Source organism: Gordonia sp. SGD-V-85, assembly GCF_001456905.1.
GTDB lineage: Bacteria > Actinomycetota > Actinomycetes > Mycobacteriales > Mycobacteriaceae > Gordonia > Gordonia hongkongensis.
On the sequence record NZ_LNQO01000001.1, the window covers coordinates 66,592 to 85,753 of the forward strand.

The window sequence follows — 19,162 nt, forward strand, 5'->3', positions numbered from 1 at the left end:
GGGATGAAATCATGGCTTCTACAGGGCCATCTGCAGCACCACCACTTCTTCTCGACCAGTACAAGCGCCTGCATGCACTTATGGACGAGATCGCCGAGACGCAGTCCACGGATTGCTCCGACACTGACCTCTTACAGGTCGCGATCGAGCACGAGCGTGCCGAACGACGGTTGCTGTCGCTGTTCACCGATCACATCGTCGACATCGACGAGCGGTCGGCGTACCGGAAGATGGGGTGCCAGACCGTCTCCAACTTCCTCTGCCATGGTCTGAACCGGCGCGGCGAGGCGACCCGCCTGATGAACCGGGTCTGGGCCTTGGGCAGGTTTCCGGACATGCAGGGGGTGCCGCTCGAACCGCGCTTCCCCGAGACCGCCAAAGGTGTTGCCGACGGCGAGATCTCGGGACGCCACGTCGACGTCGTCATCGAGGTGATGCGCAAGATCCCCGCCGACGTGGACCCTGCCGACCGGGAAGCCGCCGAGGCAACGCTCGCGCAATACGCACGCGAGTACGACCCGTCGTCACTCCGTGATCTCGGCGCCCGCATCCTGGCCCACCTCGACCCCGACGGAACCATCACCGACGATCGCGACCGCGCCCGTAACCGCGGACTCAAACTCGGGCCGCAAGACGCCCAACTGATGTCCCGGCTGACCGCAACGCTCGACCCCGTGACGCGCGCCATGTTCGACGTCGTCTTGTCGGTGTGGGCCGCTCCTGGGATGAACAATCCCGCCGATCCCGAGTCGCCCACCGGGAACCCCGCCGCCGCGGACCCCGACGCGCTGGCCGCCGCTGCCGGACGCGACGAGCGCTCCGCGGAGAAGCGGAACCACGACGCGTTGCGCGCCATGCTGCGCTTCGTGCTCGACGCCGGCGCGCTCGGGGGTTCGCACCACGGGCTGCCGCCACACCTCGTCGTCTCCATCACCGAATCGGCGCTGCGCGACGCGGCCGGCGACCCGGCACGGACCGCGACGGGAACCCTCCTACCCATCAAGGACGCCATCGACCTCGCCGCCGCCGCGCAGCATCATCTCGCGGTGTTCCGGGACCACTCCAGTGAGGTGCTCTACCTCGGGCGGTCCCGGCGATTGGCCTCGCGCGCACAACGAATCGCCGCGGTCGCCCGCGACGGCGGCTGCACCTTCCCGGGATGCACGCGGCCGTCGTTCGACTGCGAGATCCACCACGTCGTCGAGTGGGACGCCCACCACGGATCCACCGACCTCGACACCCTCGCGACCGCCTGCCCACCACACAACCGAGTGGTCGGCACCGGGGTGGATCAGTGGGCCACCACCATCGCCACCGAAGGGGTCGACGCCGGCCGCGCCGTCTGGCACCCGCCCCGCGCGCACCCGTCGCCGACGCCGCGGATCAACCATGCCCATCGCACCGACGCGATCCTCGACCGAATGCGCGCTGATGTCCGGCGGCGGCGCAGAACAGCGGTGCCGGAGAGCGGAGGGTCGGCGCCGACCGACACCGGCGCAGATCCTCCCTGACCATTCGATAACCTCGACACCGTGCTGCTCTCCGACCGCGACATCCGCGCCGAGATCGCTGACGGGCGCCTCGCCATCGATCCGTTCGATCCCGCCCTCGTCCAGCCCTCCAGCGTCGACGTCCGGCTCGACGGCCTGTTCCGGGTGTTCAACAACACCCGCTACACCCACATCGACCCCGCACAACGCCAAGACGAACTCACCTCGCTGGTCGAACCGGCCGACGGTGAGCCCTTCGTGCTGCACCCGGGTGAGTTCGTGCTGGGGTCCACCCTTGAAGTGTGCTCGCTGCCCGACGACCTCGCCGGCCGGCTCGAAGGCAAGTCGTCACTCGGTCGGCTCGGCCTCCTCACGCATTCGACGGCGGGCTTCATCGACCCCGGCTTCTCCGGCCACATCACCCTCGAGCTGTCGAACGTCGCGAACCTTCCGATCACCCTCTGGCCCGGCATGAAGATCGGGCAGCTGTGCCTCATCCGCCTCAGCAGCCCGGCCGAGGAACCGTACGGCAGCGCGTCGGTCGGATCGAAATACCAGGGACAACGTGGCCCCACCCCTTCGAAGGCGTACCTGAATTTCCAGAAGCACGACTGAGGGGTTTCGACTCGGCTCAACCGGCGGGTGGGCGGACCGGGTGGGCGCGGCTCCGGAAGTTCACCCAGCCGATGACAACCCGCCACGACGAGGATGGTTACCGGTGGTTCCGCCTGGGTAACCGTTGCCCTCATGAAGCTCACGGTGATCGGATGCGGCTACCTCGGTGCCACTCACGCGGCCTGCATGGCCGAACTCGGGCACGAGGTCGTCGGCATCGACGTCGATCCGTACAAGATCGAACGCCTGCAGGCCGGCGAGGTCCCGTTCTTCGAGCCGGGGCTCGCCGACATCCTGCGCCGCAACATCGACGCCGGACGACTCCGCTTCACGACCGACCACCTCGCGGCCGCCGACCACGCCTCGGTGCACTTCCTCGGCGTCGGGACCCCGCAGGAACCCCGCGGGCACCGGGCCGACCTCTCGCACGTGTACTCGGCGATCGACGCGCTCGTGCCGACGCTGCGGGGCGCCCACCTCATCATCGGCAAGTCGACCGTACCGGTCGGCACCTGCGCCAAACTCGCACAACGGATCTCGGTACTGTCGCACGCCGGGGCGGATGTCGAACTGTCGTGGAGTCCGGAGTTCCTGCGCGAGGGATTCGCCGTCGAGGACACGCTCCGGCCGGATCGGCTCGTCCTCGGTACCGGTTCGCTCGACCCGAGCGGCCTCAACACGGCCGCCGACGACCCCGACGCCGGGTCGTCGGCCGGGGAGGTCACCCGCGAGATCTACCGCGAGATCCTCGAGACCGGCGTGCCGTTGATCGAGACCGACTGGGCCACCGCGGAACTCGTGAAGGTCTCGGCGAACGCCTTTCTGGCCACCAAGATATCGTTCATCAACGCGATCAGTGAACTGTGCGAGATCGCCGGCGCCGACATCAACACCCTCGCCGACGCGATCGGGCACGACCCGCGGATCGGACGCCGATTCCTCAACGCCGGTCTCGGTTTCGGCGGCGGTTGCCTGCCCAAGGACATCCGCGCCCTGACCGCGCGCGCCGACGACATGGGCGCCCCGCGGGCCGTCGGCTTCCTGCGGGAGGTCGACGCCATCAACATGCGTCGCCGGGGTGCGGCGGTGGAACTGGTCTTCGAGGCCCTCGGCGGCGAGGTCCTCGGGCGCAACGTCGCCGTCCTGGGCGCCGCCTTCAAACCGGAGAGCGACGACGTCCGTGACTCACCCGCGCTGACGGTGGCCAGCAGGCTGGCGCTCGAAGGGGCGTCCGTGACCGTCTTCGACCCGAAGGCCATGGACAACTCACGACGCGTCCACCCGAGCCTCGGCTACGCCACCTCGGCGCGCGACGCGTGCGACCGGGCCGACGTCGTCGTCATCGCCACCGAGTGGGCCGAGTTCGTGCACATGGCGCCCGAAGAACTCGAGGGCGTCGTCCGCGCCAAACGCATCGTCGACGGCCGGCGCTGCCTCGACCCGCAGATGTGGCGCGACGCGGGTTGGGACTACCGCGCCCTGGGCGGCCCCGCTCCCACCCGCCCTGCGCCGCGAAACCACCCGTCCGAGCAGGTGAACGGATATGCGCCGGGGGCCACCGTCCGCTGAGTCGTGCTAGGTTGAGCTCGCGACTGTCCAGGGGGCACCTACTCGCCGGTGGGGGACATGAGGCGAGGTGCACGTGAGGTGCAGGAATCAACCAGATGACCGACACGGTGGCCGATCCGGCCGTGACACCGACGTCTGCGCAGGCAGAGGTCACGGTCAGTGCTGCCGTCGTCGACGCCGTGCGCGCCGAACTCGCTGAGCGGGGGATCGCGCAGAATGCCGAGGTCGTGCTGTTCGATCTCGATCCGCGGGCGGGCGTCTCGGTGGGACGGTTGGACCCGGCTCGAGGGACCGTCGCGGACTCCTACTCCGATTCCGGTCTCACCCTCGCCGTCCTGGATGAGGTGATCGCCGACCATCTCGTTCGGGTCGGGCGGGTGGCGGCACCGACCTCGCGCGAATGGCACGAGGAGGTCCTCGACCTCGTCACCCGCGGCCGCGAGCGGCTCCGCGAGTCCGACGGCACCTTCCTGATGGGCCGCGACCACATCCGGCTGTTCCGCATGGCGCGCCGCGACGTCGCCGAAGCCGGAGCCCCGCTGACCGCACGCGCCGAGGACCTCGCTCGCGCGGCGGTGTCCGGAGCCTCCGCCCCCGCGGTCGTGGTCACCGATCGCGTGAGCGCATGGCCCGGCCTCCGGGACGCGATCGCGCGAGCGGTACCCGTGCCGGTCGTCGACGTCGCTCCGTCGGGAAGCATCACTCGGCCCCCGGTGCACGGCGGACACGCGGCGGAACCGGAGGTACCGCACCCGATCGCGGTGTCCGGCGATGTGATCGAACCGGACGTGGAAGTGGCGACCCCGCCCGCCGAACAGGATGCGGTCCCGACCCGGCCGGATGACGGTTTCTCGGCCCCCGCCGAGATGGCCGAGATCGCTCCGAGTGGCGACGACCATACGCACGATACGCACGACACCCCCATCTTCGAGTCCGTCACCCAGTCGCCACCGGTGGTGGCCACGGCGTTCGGGGCGCTCGCTCCGTATGTTGCTGCCCCGGATGTCCCTCGCGCCCAGCCGCTTCGGGACGACCAGCAGTTCTCCGAGCTCTCTCCGGTCGGTCACGATCAGCGCACGCCGACGAATCCGGTTGCCGAGCCGCCGCCGTCGGCCGAGTTTGCGCCACGGTGGACGTCGGCGCATACGCCCACGCCGCCCGTCCGGTCCGGCGATGGGGAGGTGAACGTCGATCCGATGGCCGGGTATTCGGCGGACACAGGGTCGGCCATCGGGGCTCCACCGCACTCCGACGTGTCCGTAGCAGGGCCGCAGGCGGCCGGCGCGAGGCGACGGCGGCACGGAGGCAAGCGCGTTCTCGCCGCGGTGGCGCTGCTGTGCGCGGTGGCCGTCGTCGCGGTGGCCACGGCGTTGGCCGTCGGACACGATGAGGCGTCGCCGACCGTGGCCGCGCCGCTTCCCCAGCGCACCAGCGCCACCCCGGAACCCGAATTCGCCGATCCCGCAATCTATGCCGAGGCCCGGCAACCGGCGCGCCGATACACGACTCCTCCCCCGCCGGAGACGACGACGCCCTCCGCGGAGGAACCCGCGCCCCGGCCTCGTCCCCGGCCGCGGACTCCGCGTCCGCCAGGTGGCGTGACGATCCCGCTTCCCGGTCTGCCGCCGATCGTCCTGCCCTGACGCACGAACCCGATGACCGTGTCCGAGCCGGGTCTCAGTCGCCGGGCCGGGGCGCCAGTGCGCGCGCCACGAAGTCGAGGACGTTCTCATAGTTCGCCGATGCATCGACGTCGGGGTGATAGGCATGGGCGAGTTCGAGACTCACGGCGCCGTGAACGGCGGACCAGGTCTGCATGGCTTGTTCGACGGGGTCGGCGGACAAGATGACCCCGGCCACCTGGCCGTACCGGATGGTGTCGACGAGGACCTCGAATGCATTTGCGGCCACGTCGATCTCGGGCGTGCACTGCGCTGAGAACATCAGCCCGTAGAGCACCGGATTGGCGAGTGCGAACTTCCGGTACGCCACACCGGCGTTGCGCAGACGAGTCGCCGGATCGTCATCCCTCGTCGCAATCGCCCGTCCGAATTCGGCGTAACCGTCGGTGACCAGGGCGTCCAGCAGGCCGTCCCGGCCGTCGAAGTGGTTGTAGACGCCCATCGGGGCGACCTTCGCCTCACCGGCCACGGCCCGAACCGTCAGACCGGCCGTGCCATCGCGCTCGAGGATCGTGCGACCTGCCCGGAGCAGCGCGGATCGGACGTCGGCGCCTGCTGTACGCGTGCGCGGCTTCGCGGGAGACATGTTGACAACCTACTGGAACGGTGTTCTTCTTGAATAGAACACTGTTCTACAAAACTGGAACGTTGTTCTAACGGATCGACGAAACCGCTTGCGCCACCCGACCAGGAGAAGATCGATGCCAACCGAACGCACGCATGCTCGCTGGTGGGCGCTGGGCGCCCTCAGCTTCGCCGAACTACTCGTGATGATCGACAACACGATCGTCAACGTGGCCCTCCCGACGCTCGCCCGCGACCTCGGCGCCGGGATCTCGGGCCTGCAATGGATCGTCGACGCCTACACGCTCGTCTTCGCCGGCCTGCTGTTGACCGGCGGCTACCTCGGTGACCGGTTCGGGCACCGTCGGGTGCTCCTCACCGGCATCGGAGGTTTCATGCTGGTGTCGGTGCTGGCGGCGTCATCCCAGAACCTCGGGCAGCTCGTCGCCGGCCGTGCGGGGCTCGGGGTCTTCGCGGCGCTGGTCTTTCCCGCCACGCTCGCGATCATCACGACCATCTTCGTCGATGCCCGGGAACGCGCGATGGCTGTCGGGATCTGGGCGGCGGTCTCCGGAGTGGCAGTGGCCATCGGACCGGTTCTCGGCGGCTGGCTCCTCGAACACTTCTCGTGGACATCGGTGTTCTGGGTCAACGTCCCGTTCGGTGTGGTGGCCCTCGCGATGATCCTGGCGGTCGTACCCGGCACGCGACCGGTGTCGGTGCCCCGGTTCGACGCGCTCGGGGTCGTGCTCTCGATCGCCGGCCTGGGCCTGCTGACCTTCACCCTGATCGAGGCGCCCCACGTCGGTTGGGCCACGCCACGCACGGTGGCGGGTGTCGTTGTCGCAGTGGCCATCCTGGCGGTGTTCGTGGCCACACAGCTGCGGATCGCGCACCCCATCCTCGACGTCCGGCTCTTCGCCAACCGGCGCTTCGCCACCGCGGCCGGGATGATCAGCGTGGCGTTCTTCGCGCTCTTCGGCTTCATCTTCCTGATCACGCAGTTCTTCCAGGCGGTGAAGGGATACGGTCCGCTGGCGGCCGGTGTCCGTACCCTTCCGTTCGCGATCGTGATGGCGGCGCTGTCGCCGGTTGCGATGGCACTGTCGCACCGTTTCGGGCCCCGGGTGGTCTCGGTGACCGGTGCCTTCCTGATGTCCGGCGGGTTCGCGCTCGTCGAGCTCTCCGCGCGGGACTCCGGGTATTGGGAACTCATCATCTGGGCGATGTCGCTGATGGCGGCGGGTCTCGCCTTCATCTCCGGTCCGTGCACCCAGCTCATCATGGACGCGCTGCGTCCGGAACAGGCCGGTGCGGGCAGTGCGGTCAACGACACGACACGCGAGATCGGCGGGACGCTCGGTGTCGCGGTCCTCGGGTCGATCCTGACTTCGGCGTATGTCGCCGGGGTCGGGGACCGGCTGGCGGGCAGCGGGTTGCCGGCCGCGGCGGTCGACGCGGCGAAGCAATCGGTGATGGCCGGGGTCGGGGTGGCCGACCAGGCGCCGGGCGCGATCGGTGATGCGGTCCGGATCGCGGTGCAGGACGCCTTCATGGTCGGGTTGCACGACGCGGTCTGGGCCGCGGTCGCCGTCACGGCGGTCGCGGGCGTCGCGGCGGCATTCTTGTTGCGGGGGAGCGGGAACCCTTCGTGGCTCGTCGCTAACGCTCCTCGCACCTCAGGGAGCGGACGGGTTGTCGCCAGCGCTCCTCACACCTCAGCTCAGGGGGCGGAAGCCTCAGAGGTCGAGGGTGAGATTCCCGCCGGGACTGCGTGATACGCAGGTCAGCATGGTCCCGGCCGCGCGCTCGGGCTCGGTCAGGATGTTGTCGCGGTGGTCGACCTCGCCGGACAGCGTCCTGACCTTGCAGGTGCCGCAGAATCCCTGCCGGCACGAGTACGGTACCGACGGCACCACTCGGCGGATCGCGGCGAGCGCCGATTCGTCTGCGGCGACCGGGATCTCCTGACCGGTCGAGGCCAGCGTCACCGTGAACTCGGAGCCGTTCTCCACCGGTGGCGGGCTGAACCGCTCGTAGTGCAGCTCGATGTCGGCGCGTGTCGCGAGATGACGGCGAAGCCCCTCCAGCATGGGAACCGGGCCGCAACAGTAGACGGCGAGGTCGGCGGGGGCGTCGACGGGACCGACCAGATCGGCCATGCTCGGCAGTCCGTGGACGTCGTCGGTCCGGATGGTGACGCGGTCGCCGAACGCTGCCACCTCGTCGAGGAACGGGATCGACTCGGCGGTGCGGCCGGTGTAGATCATCGACCAGTCCAGCCCGAAGCGCTCGGCCGTGGCGAGCATCGGCAGGATCGGGGTGATGCCGATTCCGGCCGCGACGAAGCGGATTCGGCGCGCAGGTGATCCGTGGCCGGGGACCGCGAACGGAAAGGCGTTGCGGGGACCCTTGATCGAGAAGACGTCGCCGACACGCAACGAGTCGTGGACCTCGACCGAACCACCACCGCCGTCGGCAATCCGGCGCACCGCGATCCGGTAGTGCTCCCGATCCGCGGTGTCACCGCACAGCGAGTACTCCCGCATGCGTCCCGACGGCAACAACAGATCGATGTGCGCCCCGGCGTGCCAGTTCGGCAGCGCGCCACCGTCCGCGGCGGCGAGGGTGAGCGCGATGACGTTCTCGTCGCGCGCGACCACCTCGCGTCCGACGATTCGGACCCGGGTGGTCCCGTCGCGCACCGCACCTCGGCGCAGCGGTGACAGCGGCCGCCAGACCGGCCACCACGCCCGGAACACCATGGTGCCGAACGTGAGCAGCGGGTCATGCCGCCATCGGCCGTGCAGGTGGGGCGGTGGTTGCGTGAGCGTTGTCGAATGCGGATGCGCGCGTTGGTTCATGACCCTGCTCTCCCGTCCGCACTCACGCCGCGTTGCGCGCGGCCGGCGAGCTCGCGAGATACGCGACCGCCTGTGCGGTGCTGCCGATGTCCTCCGGCCGGAACCCGGGCCGGAAGTAGCTGAAGGTGGCGAAGACGATCGTCCGCATCTTCGGGAGCACGCCGGCCCGCACCCCGCGGTGGTAATGCCAGGTCTTCTGGAAGTAGTTGTACGACAACGACCTGTCCTGGCCCATGATGAATCGGTAACCCCGCTGGATGAGGATCAACAGGATCGGCAGCACCACGAACATCGCCCGGCCGCGACGCAGATATCCGTCGCCGAAGTACGCGGCGACATCGTGTGCCACCGCGCGGTGCTCCACCTCCTCGGCGCCATGCCACATGAACAGGTCGGTCATCGTGGGGTGCGCCCCGACCCGGGTCCAGGTGTTGTTCAACGCGAAGTCGCCGAGGATGGCGGTGTAGTGCTCCAAAGCCGCGATGAGCCAGAGGCGTTCGACGAGGTGTTTGTCGCGGGCCGCCTGGGTGCCACCCTCCAGCGGGCCGAGCACCTTGCGGAAGATCCACTCCATCTGCAGCTGGTAGGGCCGCGGGTCGATGCCGTGGTGATCGAGGAACTCCCACAGGACGTGATCGTGGGCCTCGGCGTGCATCGCCTCCTGGCCGATGAATCCTCGCATGCGAGAGGCGAGTTCCTCGTCGTCGACCAGCGGCAGGGCCTCGTTGTAGGTCTGCACGAACCATCGTTCGCCCTCGGGCAGGAGGAGATTGAGCACACTGATGAAGTTCGACGCGACCGGATGGCCGGGAATCCAATGCAGCGGGACGTCATCCCAGTCGAATGCCACGTTCCGGGCGTGCAGTTCGACGGGGCCGGGATCGGCCGAAGCGTCGTCGTGTGCGTGATCCTCGGTGTGCGTCATGTGGTTCACCCCGTGACGTTCTGACGGGCGCCGATGCGCGACAGCCACGGCGCGAAGCGGTAGATCCGGTATCCCACCTTCGCCTCCACGGTCACCGGCACCACCGCCTTGTTGTGCTCGATGGCAGCGACGATCTCACCGGCGACCCGGTCCGGGGTGAATCCCCGGCGCTGGTAGAACCGGTCGAGCCGATCGCGGCGGGCCTGTTCGGCCTCGGCGTCGAGGCCGGCGATCGGCGTCGAGGAGACGATGTTGGTGTCGACGAGTCCGGGACAGATCGCGCTGACGCCGATGCGGTGTTCGGCGAGCTCGGCGCGGAGCGACTCGGAGAAGAGGAGTACGCCCGCCTTCGACGCCGAGTACAGACCGAGGCTGCGTGACGGCGTGAACGCCGCGGCCGACGCGATGTTGACGATGTGCCCGCCGACCCCGCGCTCGACCATCTGCCGGCCGAACTCCCGGCTGCCGGTGACGACGCCGCGCAGGTTGACGTCGAGGAGCCGGTCGACCTGCTCGTCGGTGGCCGCCAACACCCCGCCGGCCAAACCGATTCCGGCGTTGTTGACCACGATGTCGGGGATGCCGTGGGCCTCTCGGACGCGAGCGGCGAAGGTGGCGAACTCGGCGGTGTCCGAGACATCGAGGAGGTAGGCGTGCGCGGCCGACCCCGCGGCCTTGCAGGCGCGGGCGGTCTCGTCGGCGGACGCGAGGTCGAGGTCGGCCAGGACGAGCTCGCACCCGCGTTCGGCCAGTGCCAGGGCCGTCTCGCGTCCGATGCCGCTGCCCGCACCGGTGATCACGACGAGTTTGCCCGCCAGAGGTTTCGGTTCGGTGAAAAGCCGGGCCCGCTCGATGACCGGGGCCGGGGCCCCACTGTTGGTCTGCACCGCAAGGAAATCCAGGACGAGATCGGTCAGATAGTCGGGGTTGGTGTAGGGCAGCCAATGTCCGGTCGGGGTGTCGCGGCGCCAGAGTTTCGCGACGTACGTCGGCGTGATGTCGTAGATGGCCGGCCGCAGCGCGATGTCGCGTTCGTTGACCACCTGGAGCACCGGCACCGTGGTGGTCCGCGGATCGGGGCGCAGGAGTTTGGCGCGGATGTTCGCGCGGTACAGGGCGAGGCCGCTCACCATGTCGCGGCGCAACGAGTCGGCGACGTCGACGTTCTCCGGTGGCGTGCCCTCGACCGCGCGCAGGAACTGTTTCCACACCGCCGGATTGCCCATCGCGCGCAACAACACGTTGGGGAGCACCGGAAGCTGGAACAGCCCTGTGTAAGCCGACGACATCGACTGCGCGAGCACATTGCGCAGGTGTCGAGGGGTGGGGCTGGCGACCTGATCGCGGACGAACTGACCGAGGTGGTCGAGGTTGGGGCCGGACACCGAGACGAATGAGGCGATGCGGGCGTTGGCGCGCGGGCGGCTGACGGCCTCCCATGTCTGCACCGATCCCCAGTCGTGTGCCACCACGTGTACGGCGTCGTCGGGACTCACCGACTCCGCGACCGCGTACAGGTCGTCGGCGAGCTCGTCGAGGCGGTAGGCGGCGACCTGCCGGGGGCGGTCGCTCTCGCCGAAGCCGCGGCAGTCATAGGCGACCACGTGATACTGCTCCGCCAGCCGCGGCGCGATGTGGGTCCACAGGTGGTGGGTGTCCGGCCAGCCGTGCACCAGCAGCACCGTCGGTTTCGACGGATCGCCCAGCTCGTAGGTGGCCAGCCGGATCCCGTTGTTGCTGACGGTCCCCGGACGCCACTCGGGTCGTCGAATCGCCTGTTGAGCCATCTGTCACCTCGTTGTGTGTGCCCCGCCGATGGAGGTACACGTTACCAACGGTTACACAAATGTCCAGACCCCGGAAAAGCAGTGAGGGCCCGGTCGGATGACCGGGCCCTCACCAGGGACTTCTCGCGGAACTCCGCGGGATCACTGTCGATACGACGACAGGAAGTTTCCGATACGCTCGACAGCCTCTTTCAGATCGCGCGACCACGGCAGCGTGACGATGCGGAAGTGGTTGTGGTCGTCGAGGTTGAACCCGGTGCCCTGCACCACCAGGATCTTCTCCTGCAGCAGCAGGTCCTGGACGAACAGTTCGTCGTTGTGGATCTCGTAGATCTCGGGATCGAGGCGGGGGAAGGCGTACAGCGCGCCCTTGGGCTTGACGCAGCTGACCCCGGGGATCTCGTTCAGCTTCTCCCAGGTCACGTTCCGCTGTTCGTACAACCGGCCACCGGGGGAGACGAGGGCCTCGATGGACTGGTAACCGCCGAGGGCCACCTGGATCGCGTGCTGGCCCGGCACGTTGGCGCACAGGCGCGTCGACGCCAGGATGCCCATGCCCTCGATGAACCCGCGCGCGTGGTCCTTCGGCCCGGTCATCACGACCCATCCGGCTCGGTAGCCGCAGACGCGGTACGCCTTCGACAGACCGTTGAAGGTGAGGCACAACAGATCCGGCGCCAGCGATGCCACGTTCACGTGCTCGGCGTCGTCGTAGATGATCTTGTCGTAGATCTCGTCGGCGAGGATCAGCAGCGAATGCTCACGGGCGAGTTCGACGAGCTGCTCGAGGACCTCCCGTGAGTAGACCGCGCCGGTCGGATTGTTCGGGTTGATGATGACGATCGCCTTGGTGCGGTCGGTGATCTTCGCGGCGATGTCGGCAACGTCGGGGTTCCACCCGTTCTCCTCGTCGCAGCGGTAGTGCACGGGCTGCCCGCCGGACAGCGAGGTCATCGCGGTCCACAGCGGGTAGTCGGGCGCCGGGATCAGGACCTCGTCGCCGTCGTTCAGGAGGGCCTGCATCGTCATCGTGATGAGCTCGGAGACGCCGTTGCCCAGGATGACGTCGTCGACGTCGAAGTACGGGAAGTCGGGGATGAGCTCGTAGCGGGTCACCACGGCACGACGCGCGGACAGGACACCGGCCGACTCGGAGTAGCCCTGCGCGTAGGGGAGGGCGTGGATCATGTCGCGCATGATCACGTCGGGGGCCTCGAAACCGAACAGCGCCGGGTTGCCGATGTTCAGCTTGAGGATTCGATGGCCCTCCGCCTCGAGCCGCTGCGCGTGCGCGTGGACGGGACCGCGGATCTCGTAGCACACGTTCTGCAGCTTGAGCGACTGCTCGAGCGGCTTGAGGTTCTGGTTGAGGTGCGAAACATGGGGCCTACTCACGGGTACATTGTCGCAGCCGGTGGCAAATGCGTTTCTGGCGCGTGCCGAAGCTGAGGTCACCCGAAACGAGAGATGTCGTCTTTCGTGGCGATGGGCGCCACGAAAGACGACATCTGTCTGCCTTGCTGAGAGTTCTACTTGTGGCCGGGCCGCTTCTTGCCGGCCGCGATGCCGAAGCCCTTGGCCTTCGACGCCCCGGTCTCGGCGACCGTGCGAGCAGCGGACGAACCGTTGCTCGACGCCGCAGGCGCCGCCTCTGTGTCGGCGTCGTCTGCGTCGCCCGGGCTCTCGACCTCGGCCGTCTCCGCGTCGTCGGCCTCTGTTACCGGAGCCTCGGCGGCCGGGGCCTCGTTCACAGCCGCTTCGGTCGCTGCGGCCTCGGCTGGTGCCTCCTCGGCCTGCGGGGCCTCGGGTTCTGGCTCAGCCGATTCCGGAGTCGGAGCAGCTGCCGGTGCGGCCTTGCTCGCGCCGCCCGGTCGCTTCTTGCCCGCGGCCATGCCGAAGCCCTTGGCCTTGGCCGGCTTCTCCTCGGTCAGCACGGCGGCCGAGCCGCCCTGCGGCGCCTCGGCGGCTGGAGTCTCAGCAGCCGGAGCCTCGGCAGCGGGTGCCTCGGCGGTCTCGGCAGGTGCGACGTCCGTCTCGGGAGCGGGGGCGGGGGCGTCCGCAGCCTCGGCAGGTGCCGCAGCCGGCTTGGCCGCGGCCTTGCCGATACCGCCGGGCCGCTTCTTGCCCGCGGACATCCCGAAGCCCTTGGCCTTGCCAGGCTTCTCTTCCGTTGCCGCAGCGACAGGTGATTCCGTCGCCGATCCCGCGGTAGCCGACTCCGCTGTCGTCGTTCCCGCTGTCGCCGAAGCCGATTCCGTGTCCACGGTGGGGGCGGCGTCCGGGGCCGATTCGCTTTCGTCGACCTTGCTCTCGGCGGGCGCGGTCACCCCGGCGGCGGGGGCCGCCGCGTTGGTGGTCTTCTGACCCGGGCGCTTGGCCTTGCCCATGCCGAAGCCCTTGGATGCGGGCTTCTTCTCGGCCTGCGGCGTCTCGGTGGTGGCCTCGGCGACCTCCTCCTTGACCGCCTCGGACGACTCGGCCTCGGCCGGCACCGGCTCGGCGGTACCACCGGCGGGCTTGCTCGCGGCACCGGGACGCTTGGCGCCGCCCTTCATGCCGAAGCCCTTGGCTGCGGGCTTCTTCTCGGCGGGTGCCTCGGCTGCGGTCTCGGCGGTTGCCGGCTCCGGGGCGGCCGACGCCGCTGCGGCACCGGGCTTCTTGCCGCCCTTCATGCCGAAGCCCTTCGATGCCGGCTTCTTCTCGGCGGGTGCCTTCTCGGCGGGTGCTTCCGGTGCCGCGGTCTTGGCCGCCGCGCCCGGCTTCTTGCCGCCCTTCATGCCCAGGCCGACCTTCGGCTTCGGCGCGGCCTCGGTGGTCGCGGCCGACGCAGTCGCCGCCGCGGGCACCTTCTCGGGCTCGGGTTCCGGCTCCGGCTCGGCGAGGGTGGGACGCGGTCCGAGGAACCGGCCGCCGAGCTTGACCTCGGTCCGGTCGCGCTTCACCGACTCGAGCAACAACTGCGCGACGTCGACGACCTCGACCTTGCCCTCGGACTCGGTACCGCTCGTCCGGGCGGTCACACCGTCGGTGAGCATGACGCGGCAGAACGGACAGCCGGTCGCGACCTTCTTGACCTGATCGCCGGTGGTGTCGCCGAGGGTGTCCAGCGCCTCGTCGACCCGGTCGATGTTGATCCGCTTGCCGATCTGCTCTTCCATCCACATGCGGGCACCGCCGGCACCACAGCACATGGACCGTTCGCCGTGTCGCGGCATCTCGGTGAGCGTCGAACCGGCCGCACCCATCAACTCACGCGGGGCGTCGTAGACCTTGTTGTGGCGGCCCAGGTAGCACGGGTCGTGGTAGGTGACACCCTCGCCGAGCGGTGCGACCGGAACGAGTCGCTTCTCGCGCACGAGACGATTCAGCAGCTGCGTGTGGTGGACGACCTCGTACTTCGCGCCCAGCTGCGGGTACTCGTTGCCCAGTGCGTTGAAGCAGTGCGCACAGGTGACGACGACCTTCTTGCGCTGCTCGGGCGCGGTCGCGAAGACCTCGCCGAGCATCTCGATGTTCTGCTGCGCGAGCATCTGGAAGAGGAACTCGTTGCCGGCACGTCGTGCGGAGTCACCGGTACAGGTCTCGCCCTCGCCGAGGACCATGAAGTTCACCGCGGCCATGTCGAGGAGCTCGGCGACGGCTTTGGTGGTCTTCTTCGCGCGGTCCTCGTAGGCACCGGCACAGCCGACCCAGAACAGATACTCGAAGCCCTCGAACGACTCGACGTCCTTGCCGAAGACCGGGATCTCGATGTCCATCTCGTCGATCCAGGCGGTGCGCGCGGAGGCGTTCTGGCCCCACGGGTTGCCCTTGTTCTCGAGGTTCTTGAACATGCCGGCCAGCTCGGTCGGGAAGTCCGACTCGATCAGGACCTGGTAGCGGCGCATGTCGAGGATGTGGTCGACGTGCTCGATGTCGACCGGGCACTGCTCGACGCAGGCACCGCAGGTGGTGCAGCTCCACAGGGTCTCGGTGTCGATGACGGCACCGAGCGCCTCGGGATCGAACTCACCCTCCACGGCTTCGACGACCTGACCGCCGCCGAGATCGCCCTTGGACTCGCCGACGAGCTTGCGGGCCGCCTCGGCACGCGCCGATTCCGGGATCGCGTTGAGTTTGTCCTCGAGGACGTTGCCGTCGGCATCGACGAGGCCGACCTCGTCGCCGCCCATGTCCTTGCGGCCACCGGCGAGCAGGTACGGGGCCTTGGCGTTGCCGTGGTCGCGCAGCGACATGATGAGCAGCTTCGGGCTCAGCGGCTTGCCGGTGTTCCACGCCGGACACTGCGACTGGCAGCGGCCACACTCGGTACACGTGGTGAAGTCGAGCCATCCCTTCCACGAGAAGTCCTCGATCTTGCCGGCGCCGAACGCGTCGACATCGGGATCGGCGGTCTCCATGTCGAGGACCTTGCCCTGGCTCATCATCGGCTTCGCGGCACCGAGGGCGACGCCGCCGTCCTGCTCGCGCTTGAAGTAGATGTTGAAGAAGGCCGAGAAACGGTGCCAGGCAACGCCCCAGCTGATGTTCATGCCGACCATGGCCAGCCAGACCATGCCGCTCATCAGCTTGATCACGGCGAAGATCGACACCAGCGTCGGCGAGGCCGGGAGAATCTTCGCGACCTGCATGGTGAAGAAATCGGAGTAGGCGTTCGCGTGACCGTAGGTCGCGATCTTCGACGCCTTGACCAGGATCATGCCGAGGCCTTCGAGCAGCACGATGGCCTCGACGAAGTAGGCCGGTCCGAAGCGCGAACCACCGAAGCGCGACAGCCGCTCGGGGACGCGCGGGTGGTTGAGCTGGCGGATCACGATCAGCACGATGATGCCGACGACGGTGGCGATGCCGAGCAGCTCGTCCCAGAGGTGCCACGCGAAGGTGTCACCGAAGACGGGCCACTGGAACTCCGGGTTGATGGACTGTCCGTAGGCCTCGAACCACAGCAGGAATCCACCGAGGAAGCCGACCATCACGAGCCAGTGCGCCCAGCCGACGGTGCGGAACTTGACCATCCGCGTGTGGACGATGAATTCCTTCATCATCGTCAGGAAGCGCGGGAGGATGGGCCAGAAGCGGGAGCTGTCGACCTTGTGCCCGAGCTTGATGGTGCGGAAGATCCGCACCATGCCACCGAGGAACAGGTACCAGCAGAGGAGGCTGATCACCGCGGCTGTCGTGCCGATGGCAATCGTCGTGGTAGTCACGGGCGCGTACCGGCCTTTCGTCTAGGTCGTCCGCCCCCGGTCGCGGAACGCGAGGCTGGGTACCACGGGGCGGTGTACTACAGGTAACCGTAATTCGTTGCGCCACCGGCGCGCTGCCAAGGCTGGCCTAATTACGCTGGTCTACCTCATATCAGATGATACTCGCGAGTAACTTACTGTCGAGTCAGGGTGTCCGAGGCCACGTCCGGGCCGCGGGTGCCCGGAGACGTCACCGGGTTCGCGCGACCTTCTCGAGTTCCTCGAGCGCCGTATCGAGGTGCGTGAGCAGGCGTTGCAGGCTCGGGAGCTGGGCCCGGGCGCCGATCAGCCCGAAGTTGATGTGCTCGGCGGTGCTGGTCACCGTGATGTTGAGCGCGAGACCCTGCGTCGGGATGGAGACCGGGTACACCCCGTCGAGGCGGGCGCCGTTCCAGTACAGGTGCTTCGACGGCCCGGGGACGTTGCTGATGATGATGTTGAACTGCGGGGGGACGTACTGGACGAAGCCGGGCACGGTCGCGAAGGCGAGCGGCGCGAAATTCGCCGCTCCCAGCGCGAGCGCCTGCAGCGGACGAAGGCCCCGGACCACCGACTTGCTGTGGCGCGCCGACTCGACGAGTTTGTCCAGGCGGCGTTCGGGATCCGGCTCATCGGTCGCGAGACTCACCAGGATGGCGGTCACCGCGTTGCCGTCGTCATCGCCGTCGGTGTGCATCGACACCGGCACCGCCGCGATGAGCGGGGCGTCGGGCAACGCGTCCTGGTCGATGAGGTACGACCGCAGGGCCCCCGAACACATGGCGACGATCACGTCGTTGAGGGTGATGTTCCGGGCATCGGCCACTGCGCGCAGACGGTCGATCTCCCACTGCTGCGAGGCGAATCGGCGGGCGCTCCCGATCGCGACGTCGAGAATCGTGCGCGGGGCCCGTCCCAGTGGGGCGACGAACTCCGGGTCGCGGAGGCCGGCCACCGCGACCTTCGCGGCCGCGGGCCCGAGGCCGGCGACCTGGCCTGCCACGTTCGCCAGGCCGGACACCCGGCTGCGCAGACTCGGCGAGGGGCGCGGGGGTCGACGCTCGACCAGCGCCGGGTCCCAGGGTGCAGTACCCGACCGGTCGTCGGGGTCGTCGGACAAGGTCCGCTGGAGCAGGCGCAACGCGGAGACGCCGTCGACGACGGAGTGGTGGATCTTGCTGTAGAGCGCCACCCGGCCGTCGTCGAGACCCTCGATGACGTGGATCTCCCACATCGGTCGGAACCGGTCCATCAGGGCCCCGTGGTTGAGGGAGACGTATCGCAGCAGCTCGCGGACGCGGCCGGGGCGGGGGAGCACGGTCCGCCGGACGTGGTAGTCGAAGTCGATCTCGTCGTCGAAGGACCACGCCACGTTGCCCAGCAGGGTCACCGGTACTGCCGGCCGTTTGCGGAAGGTCGGATGGACTTCGGTGCAGCCGCAGAACGCTTCGATGATCTCTTCGGCGAGTTCGCTCGACGACTGGCCCTCGCGCGGTACGAACAGTTGGAGTCCGCCCACGTGCATGGGCTGCTCCCGCGTCTCGGCGAGGAGGAACATCGACGAGGTGACCGGCATGTACGGCATCGCACCATCACTTTCACACCACGAAATGGATGCGCGCACAGGCTGAGCGCGACCGAGGTCCTCTCAGTATCACGGGGCGACCGCCGGGTCCGGGCTCGAACGGGCATGTTGGTGGTCGGTCCCCTACGTTGTAGGGGTGAGGTCAGGTGCTCGTCTCGTCGTACCGGTGCTGCTGGTGCTGGTCGAACTGTGGATCACCCTGGCCGCCACGTGGATGTACTTCTCGTCGGTGGGCAGGATCGACGACGCGACGGCACCCGCTCGCCCGTCCACGCTGCTGGTGCTGGGTTCCCTCGTCCACGACGACGGGTCGCCCGGCGACTACGTGCGAGGGCGGCTCGACACGGCGCGGGAGCTGTACCGGACCGGGGGAGTCGCCCGGATCATCAACTCGGGCAACGGTTCCGACGAGGCTGGGAACGAACCAGCGGTGATGCGACGCTATCTCGAGGAACGCGGTGTCAACCCGCGGGTGATCGCCGACGACCCGGCCGGCCTCGACACCGCGGCGAGCTGCCGGCGCGCCCGGGAGGTGTTCGGCGTCGACGAGGTGGTCATCGTGACGCAGGGTTTCCACCTGCGCCGGGCCATCGCGTTGTGCCGGGACCAGGGCGTCGACGCGCGCGGTGTCGCTGCTCGATGTGACTGCCCCGCTTGGACTCTCGTCCGCAACCACATTCGCGAGACGGTCTTCGCCGGGCCGCGTGCTCTGCTGACCGCGGTGGGCTGAGGGCAAGCCGGCCGCCCAGGCGGTCACCGGACTACGACCGTTTTGTCCGACCTTGCGCCAGTATCGGTTAGGCTTACCTGGCTTGGTCGGGGGTGAAGGTTCATTGGTGTCCCGAGAACAGAGGAG

At 68.6% G+C, this 19,162-nt stretch carries 13 protein-coding genes; 6 read left to right on the forward strand and 7 right to left on the reverse strand.

Going from position 1 to position 19,162, the window contains the following annotated elements:
* Window positions 1-11: 11 nt before the first annotated feature.
* The 4 genes from AS181_RS00300 (at window position 12) to AS181_RS00315 (ending at window position 5,317) form a co-directional block, all read left to right on the forward strand.
* Window positions 12-1,511, forward strand: coding sequence for an HNH endonuclease signature motif containing protein (locus AS181_RS00300; protein ID WP_058249927.1), 1,500 nt, complete (start codon window positions 12-14; stop codon window positions 1,509-1,511).
* Between the two features lie 21 nt (window positions 1,512-1,532).
* Window positions 1,533-2,105 carry a dCTP deaminase gene (gene dcd, locus AS181_RS00305; RefSeq protein WP_058249633.1) on the forward strand — a complete coding sequence of 191 codons (573 nt, stop codon included), beginning with the start codon at window positions 1,533-1,535 and terminating at the stop codon, window positions 2,103-2,105.
* A 132-nt stretch (window positions 2,106-2,237) separates the two neighbouring features.
* Window positions 2,238-3,674, forward strand: a complete 1,437-nt coding sequence (locus AS181_RS00310; protein ID WP_058249634.1) for a UDP-glucose dehydrogenase family protein — start codon at window positions 2,238-2,240, stop codon at window positions 3,672-3,674.
* A gap of 95 nt (window positions 3,675-3,769) precedes the next feature.
* Entirely contained in the window at window positions 3,770-5,317 is a 1,548-nt protein-coding gene (locus AS181_RS00315) for a hypothetical protein (RefSeq protein ID WP_058249635.1), read from the forward strand.
* Between the two features lie 34 nt (window positions 5,318-5,351).
* Here AS181_RS00315 and AS181_RS00320 read toward each other — a convergent pair whose 3' ends face one another.
* Entirely contained in the window at window positions 5,352-5,942 is a 591-nt protein-coding gene (locus tag AS181_RS00320) for a TetR/AcrR family transcriptional regulator (protein ID WP_058249636.1), read from the reverse strand.
* 115 nt (window positions 5,943-6,057) lie between these two features.
* Between AS181_RS00320 and AS181_RS00325 the strand changes: the two genes are divergently transcribed.
* The gene (locus AS181_RS00325; RefSeq protein WP_058249637.1) at window positions 6,058-7,698 is read left to right on the forward strand and encodes an MFS transporter; all 1,641 of its coding nucleotides are present in this window, start codon (window positions 6,058-6,060) and stop codon (window positions 7,696-7,698) included.
* On the opposite strand, the gene AS181_RS00330 is transcribed toward AS181_RS00325, so the two are convergent.
* The 6 genes from AS181_RS00330 to AS181_RS00355 all read right to left on the reverse strand — a co-directional run bounded on the left by AS181_RS00330 (window position 7,660) and on the right by AS181_RS00355 (window position 18,306).
* The gene (locus AS181_RS00330; RefSeq protein WP_058249638.1) at window positions 7,660-8,784 is read right to left on the reverse strand and encodes a PDR/VanB family oxidoreductase; all 1,125 of its coding nucleotides are present in this window, start codon (window positions 8,782-8,784) and stop codon (window positions 7,660-7,662) included. The genes AS181_RS00325 and AS181_RS00330 overlap by 39 nt on opposite strands.
* A gap of 22 nt (window positions 8,785-8,806) precedes the next feature.
* Window positions 8,807-9,709, reverse strand: coding sequence for a metal-dependent hydrolase (locus AS181_RS00335; protein WP_058249928.1), 903 nt, complete (start codon window positions 9,707-9,709; stop codon window positions 8,807-8,809).
* Window positions 9,710-9,714: 5 nt separating this feature from the next.
* On the reverse strand, window positions 9,715-11,496 hold the full coding sequence (locus AS181_RS00340; protein ID WP_058249639.1) for an SDR family oxidoreductase: 1,782 nt from the start codon (window positions 11,494-11,496) through the stop codon (window positions 9,715-9,717).
* Between the two features lie 141 nt (window positions 11,497-11,637).
* Window positions 11,638-12,891, reverse strand: a complete 1,254-nt coding sequence (locus AS181_RS00345; protein WP_058249640.1) for a pyridoxal phosphate-dependent aminotransferase — start codon at window positions 12,889-12,891, stop codon at window positions 11,638-11,640.
* 134 nt (window positions 12,892-13,025) lie between these two features.
* Window positions 13,026-16,703: a (Fe-S)-binding protein gene (locus AS181_RS00350; RefSeq protein WP_058249641.1), complete on the reverse strand. Its 3,678-nt coding sequence runs from the start codon at window positions 16,701-16,703 to the stop codon at window positions 13,026-13,028.
* A 229-nt stretch (window positions 16,704-16,932) separates the two neighbouring features.
* Window positions 16,933-18,306 carry a WS/DGAT/MGAT family O-acyltransferase gene (locus AS181_RS00355; RefSeq protein WP_058249642.1) on the reverse strand — a complete coding sequence of 458 codons (1,374 nt, stop codon included), beginning with the start codon at window positions 18,304-18,306 and terminating at the stop codon, window positions 16,933-16,935.
* Between the two features lie 214 nt (window positions 18,307-18,520).
* Here AS181_RS00355 and AS181_RS00360 point away from each other — a divergent pair, with 214 nt between their 5' ends.
* Window positions 18,521-19,036, forward strand: a complete 516-nt coding sequence (locus tag AS181_RS00360; RefSeq protein WP_058249929.1) for a SanA/YdcF family protein — start codon at window positions 18,521-18,523, stop codon at window positions 19,034-19,036.
* Window positions 19,037-19,162 lie beyond the last annotated feature (126 nt).